Here is a 4,411-nt window from a genome sequence, read left to right as displayed (position 1 = left end):
ACCAAAAATTTCATTAATTAATTTATTTTTAAAATCTACATGCGTTAAAATTTGTATAAAATGTATTATATTGACTATTAACTTTTAAACTTCTCGTTAAAAAAGCGAAAAAAATTCAAATTTTCAGTTGACAAAATCAATTAAATTTATTAAAATACTAGTATATCATTAAATGAAGGGATTATTTATGTCGGATGTAATTATATCTATTTCGCAACTTAAAAAACTTATAAGGGATAAATTATGCGAATTTAATATGAAGCCTGAAGATGCCGATGTAGTATCCGATGTTTTGTCTTATGCCGATGCTATAGGCGTTAGGTCTCATGGTAGTATTAGAGTGCAACATTATTGCGAAAGGATTAAAGCTGGCGGTATTAATTTAAACGCTAATCCTACATTTAATTTTTCTAAAAAGAATAGCGTATTAATCGATGCTAATGGCGGTATGGGGCATTGCATCATGAAATTTGCTATGGATAAAAGTATAGAAGTGGCAAAAAATAATAGCATGGTTATGGTATTAATAAAAAATATTAGTCATTGTGGAGCTTTATCATATTATGCTAAAATGGCTTTAAATAATAAATTAATATCTATGATATTAGTAAATACGGATAAATGCGTAGTTCCTTTTGGAGGAGCGGAAGCATACTTTGGAACTAATCCTATTTGTTATGGATTTCCAGGTAAAGAAAAAAACATATTAATAGATATGGCTACAAGCGAAGTCGCTTTGGGAAAGGTTTTAGCTGCTCGAGAATCTAATACAAAAATACCAAGTAGTTGGGGAGTAGATGAAAATGGAGTTCCAACTACCGACCCTTATAAAGTGATGTATTTATCGCCTATGGCTGCCCATAAGGGAACGGCTTTAGCTTCTATGGTTGAAGGATTTACGGGTTTATTTACTGGAGCGTTTGGTAAAAGGGTTAATCCTATGTATGATAAACTTGAGCAATATAGAAATATAGGAACTTTTATATTATTAATAGACCCTGATATATTTGGTAATGGCGAAGAATATTTATCTAATACCGATATGATGATTAACGATATAAAATCTATAAAGAAATCTCCATTAGTGGATGATATATACTATAGCGGAGAAATAGAGGCTAATAAATATGAAGATAGCCTAAAAAATGGCATATGTATATACGAAAATGTATATAAATTTTTAATAAACTCTAAAGGAGAAACAAAATGAAAAAATTGTTAATGTTTGGGTTGCTTTTATTAGCGTTATCTTGCGGTTCTAATAATGGTTCTGATAAACCTATTATTTGGAAACTTGGGCATATATTTGCGGAAGATAATATAATGCATAAAGTAGCTTTAAAGTTCGCGGAAGAAGTGAACCGTTTAACGGAAGGCAAATTAGTAATACAAGTTTACCCAAATAGTCTTGAGGGTTCTGAAATAGACAATATAAACGGTATTAGATTAGGAACTTCACAAATGACTATAACGGGAGAATCTTTGCAAACTTGGGCGCCTAAAACTGCGGTGATGGCTGTTCCATATACTTTTAGAAGCGTTGAACATGTTCAAAAAGGAATAGAAAGCGAAATAGGAGATGAAATTGCCAAAGAAATACAAGATAAAGTCGGTTTAGTTCCTCTTCTTTATGTTTTAAGACTTCCTCGTAATTTAACTTCAAATAGACCTATTAGAAAACCTTCCGATTTAAATAATTTAATTGTTAGAATTCCAAATGTTCCTTTATTTGTAAAGGCGTGGGAAGCTTTGGGAGCAAAACCGACTCCAATGGCGTTAAATGAAGTATTTACCTCGCTTCAACAAGGAACTATACAAGGACAGGAAAATCCTATAGATTTAGTTTATACATCTGGATTTTATGAAGTTCAAAAATATATAAACTTAACTGAACATGTTTATTCGTGGTTATATGTTGTTGTAGGTAAAAATCAATTAGATTCTTTGCCTCAAGATATAAGAGAAAAAGTTTTTGAAGCCAGCAAAATAGCTCAAGACTACGGTTTGGAAGAATTTAATAAAATATCAACTGAATATGTAGAGCTTCTAAAAGACAAAGGAGTTACTTTTATAGATGTGGATAAAGCTGAATTTGAAAATATCGTAAAACCCGCTATGGAATCCAGCTTAACTGAAGAACAAAAAACTATATATAATAAAATATTAGCTATAGATTAAACAATCAATAGGATGGTGAATTATGTTGGATAAAATTAGAAAAGTTAATGATTTTATAGCTAAAATATTATTGTCTATCGGAACATTTCTTTTTATTATTTTAGTTTTAGTCGTTCTATTGCAAATAGCAACAAGACTCTTTATACCGATTTCAATTTCATGGACTGAAGAAATTTCAAGATTTTTATTTTTACATATAGTTGCTTTTGTTGCTCCTGTCGTTTTGAAAGAAAGAAAATTGGTATTTGTCGATTTGTTATTTACGATGTTTCCTAAAAAAATAATAAGTATATTTAAAGTTATATCCGATTTAATGATTTCAATTTTATCTATAATAATATTTTCTCAATCGTATAAATATATCCTGTTAGGAGTTGGTCAAATAGCTCCAGTGACTGGATTGCCTATGTATATTCCATATTCTATGGTTTTTATACTATTTCTTTTCCTATCTTTATACGGTATAACTAATTTTTTAGATAATTTAACAAATATAAATAAAAATTAAGGAGACTTTTATGGCTTTAATATTATTTTTATCATTTATAATTTTTCTTTTAATAGGCGTTCCAGTTTCTTATTCTTTAGGTTTATCATGTTTTATATATTTTTTAGGGCGCGATATACCTTTAATTGCATTTGCTCAAAAAATGTATAGCGGTTTGGATTCGTTTACGCTTCTTTGTATTCCTGGATTTATTTTAGCTGGAAATTTAATGAATGAAGGAGGGCTAACTCGAAAAATAATCGCATTTTCAAAAGCGTTAGTTGGACATATTAGGGGGGGGGTTGGTATGTCTAATATCGTAGCTTCTATGGTTTTTGCAGGAATATCTGGAACAGCTTTAGCCGATGTTGCCAGCATAGGAAATATTATGATACCTACTATGAAAAAAGAAGGATATGACCCAAAATATGCCGTTGCAATATCTTGTTCTTCGTCATTAGTTGGTCCTATTATACCTCCAAGCTTGCCAATGATTATAGTTGGAACATTAACGGGGCTTTCCGTAGGAAAATTATTTGTAGCAGGCATATTGCCAGGTATTTTATTAGGTTTAGGTATGTTGGTTATAGTATATCTTATAGCTAAAAAAGGAAACTATCCTATACAAAAACGGTCTACCCTTAAAGAAACATTAATATCTTTATATAACGGTATATGGTCATTAATAATGGTATTTATTATTCTATTTGGAATTTTGGGAGGATTTTTTACCCCAACGGAAGCTTCTATTGTTGCGGTTTTATACGCTTTATTAGTTGGAATATTTATTTATAAAAAATTAAATTTTAAAAATATTATTTTAATTATAAAAGATTCTCTTAAAACCACCGCTGGCATTATGCTTTTAGTCGGGTTTGCTAATATATTCGCGTGGATACTTGCTACGGAAAATATACCTCAATTATTAGCGTCTACATTATTATCAATTACCACAAATAAAATATTAATATTATTATTAATTAATTTAATATTTTTATTTGCAGGATGTTTTTTAGAAACCATATCCGCTCTTTTAATTTTAGTTCCAGTTTTAATAAAAGTTGTAACAGAAGTTGGCGTAGACCCGATAAATTTTGGATTAATCGCAGTTTTAAATTTAGTAATAGGACTAACTACGCCTCCTGTGGGAGTTTGTTTATTCGTTGCATCCGATATAGGAAAAGTGCCATTAACCGAATCTATAAAAGGTTTAGCTCCCTTTTTTATATGGATGATGATAGTATTGCTTTTAGTTACATATGTGCCAGCTATAACTTTATGGCTTCCAAGTCTTTTAGGTAATTAATTAAAAAATTTTATATTTTAAGGAAATTAAAATTTATGAAACAATTTATTACAATAAAACCAATGGAATTAATTTGTCAGGATGTGGAAAAACCTCAAATAAAGTCGGATAATGAAGTTTTAGTTAAAGTAAAAGCCGCTGGTATATGCGGTTCGGATGTTCATATATATCATGGAACTTCTCCCGTTGCCACATATCCGAGAGTTATGGGGCATGAGGTAGTCGGAATCATAGAAGATATTGGAAGTAAAGTCACAAAAGTAAAAAAAGGAGACCATGTAATAGTCGACCAAATTGTAAGTTGTGGAAATTGTTATCCTTGTAGAATAGGCAGACCAAATATATGTTGTCATTTACAGGTTAGAGGAGTCCATACGGATGGAGGTTATAGAGAATATTTAACCGCTCCCGAAGACGAATATTTTACCGCTCCCGAAGAC

General features: G+C 30.5%; 5 protein-coding genes. All 5 read left to right on the top strand.

The window, feature by feature from the left end; genetic code table 11:
• Nucleotides 1–187 precede the first annotated feature (187 nt).
• On the top strand, nt 188–1,210 hold the full coding sequence (locus EZH24_RS07650; RefSeq protein WP_161976118.1) for an Ldh family oxidoreductase: 1,023 nt from the start codon (nt 188–190) through the stop codon (nt 1,208–1,210).
• Nucleotides 1,207–2,178, top strand: a complete 972-nt coding sequence (locus EZH24_RS07645; RefSeq protein ID WP_137998525.1) for a TRAP transporter substrate-binding protein — start codon at nt 1,207–1,209, stop codon at nt 2,176–2,178. The genes EZH24_RS07650 and EZH24_RS07645 overlap by 4 nt, the downstream gene beginning before the upstream one ends.
• 22 nt (nt 2,179–2,200) lie before the next feature.
• Nucleotides 2,201–2,686, top strand: a complete 486-nt coding sequence (locus tag EZH24_RS07640) for a TRAP transporter small permease (protein WP_137998524.1) — start codon at nt 2,201–2,203, stop codon at nt 2,684–2,686.
• A gap of 10 nt (nt 2,687–2,696) precedes the next feature.
• The gene (locus EZH24_RS07635; RefSeq protein ID WP_137998523.1) at nt 2,697–3,971 is read left to right on the top strand and encodes a TRAP transporter large permease; all 1,275 of its coding nucleotides are present in this window, start codon (nt 2,697–2,699) and stop codon (nt 3,969–3,971) included.
• Nucleotides 3,972–4,006: 35 nt separating this feature from the next.
• Nucleotides 4,007–4,411, top strand: a 405-nt coding sequence (locus tag EZH24_RS07630) for an alcohol dehydrogenase catalytic domain-containing protein (RefSeq protein ID WP_153227230.1), incomplete at its 3' end; no start/stop codon positions are given.

The organism is Brachyspira catarrhinii (assembly GCF_005518285.1).
In the GTDB taxonomy this organism is placed as follows: domain Bacteria; phylum Spirochaetota; class Brachyspiria; order Brachyspirales; family Brachyspiraceae; genus Brachyspira; species Brachyspira catarrhinii.
This window is presented reverse-complemented; position numbering and strand designations above follow the sequence as displayed.

What these genes read in the sequence shown, in the direction of transcription:
- EZH24_RS07635 (WP_137998523.1), top strand. Translation starts at nt 2,697, where the DNA reads ATGGCTTTAATATTATTTTTATCATTTATAATTTTTCTTTTAATAGGC.
- EZH24_RS07640 (WP_137998524.1), top strand. Translation starts at nt 2,201, where the DNA reads ATGTTGGATAAAATTAGAAAAGTTAATGATTTTATAGCTAAAATATTA.
- EZH24_RS07645 (WP_137998525.1), top strand. Translation starts at nt 1,207, where the DNA reads ATGAAAAAATTGTTAATGTTTGGGTTGCTTTTATTAGCGTTATCTTGC.
- EZH24_RS07650 (WP_161976118.1), top strand. Translation starts at nt 188, where the DNA reads ATGTCGGATGTAATTATATCTATTTCGCAACTTAAAAAACTTATAAGG.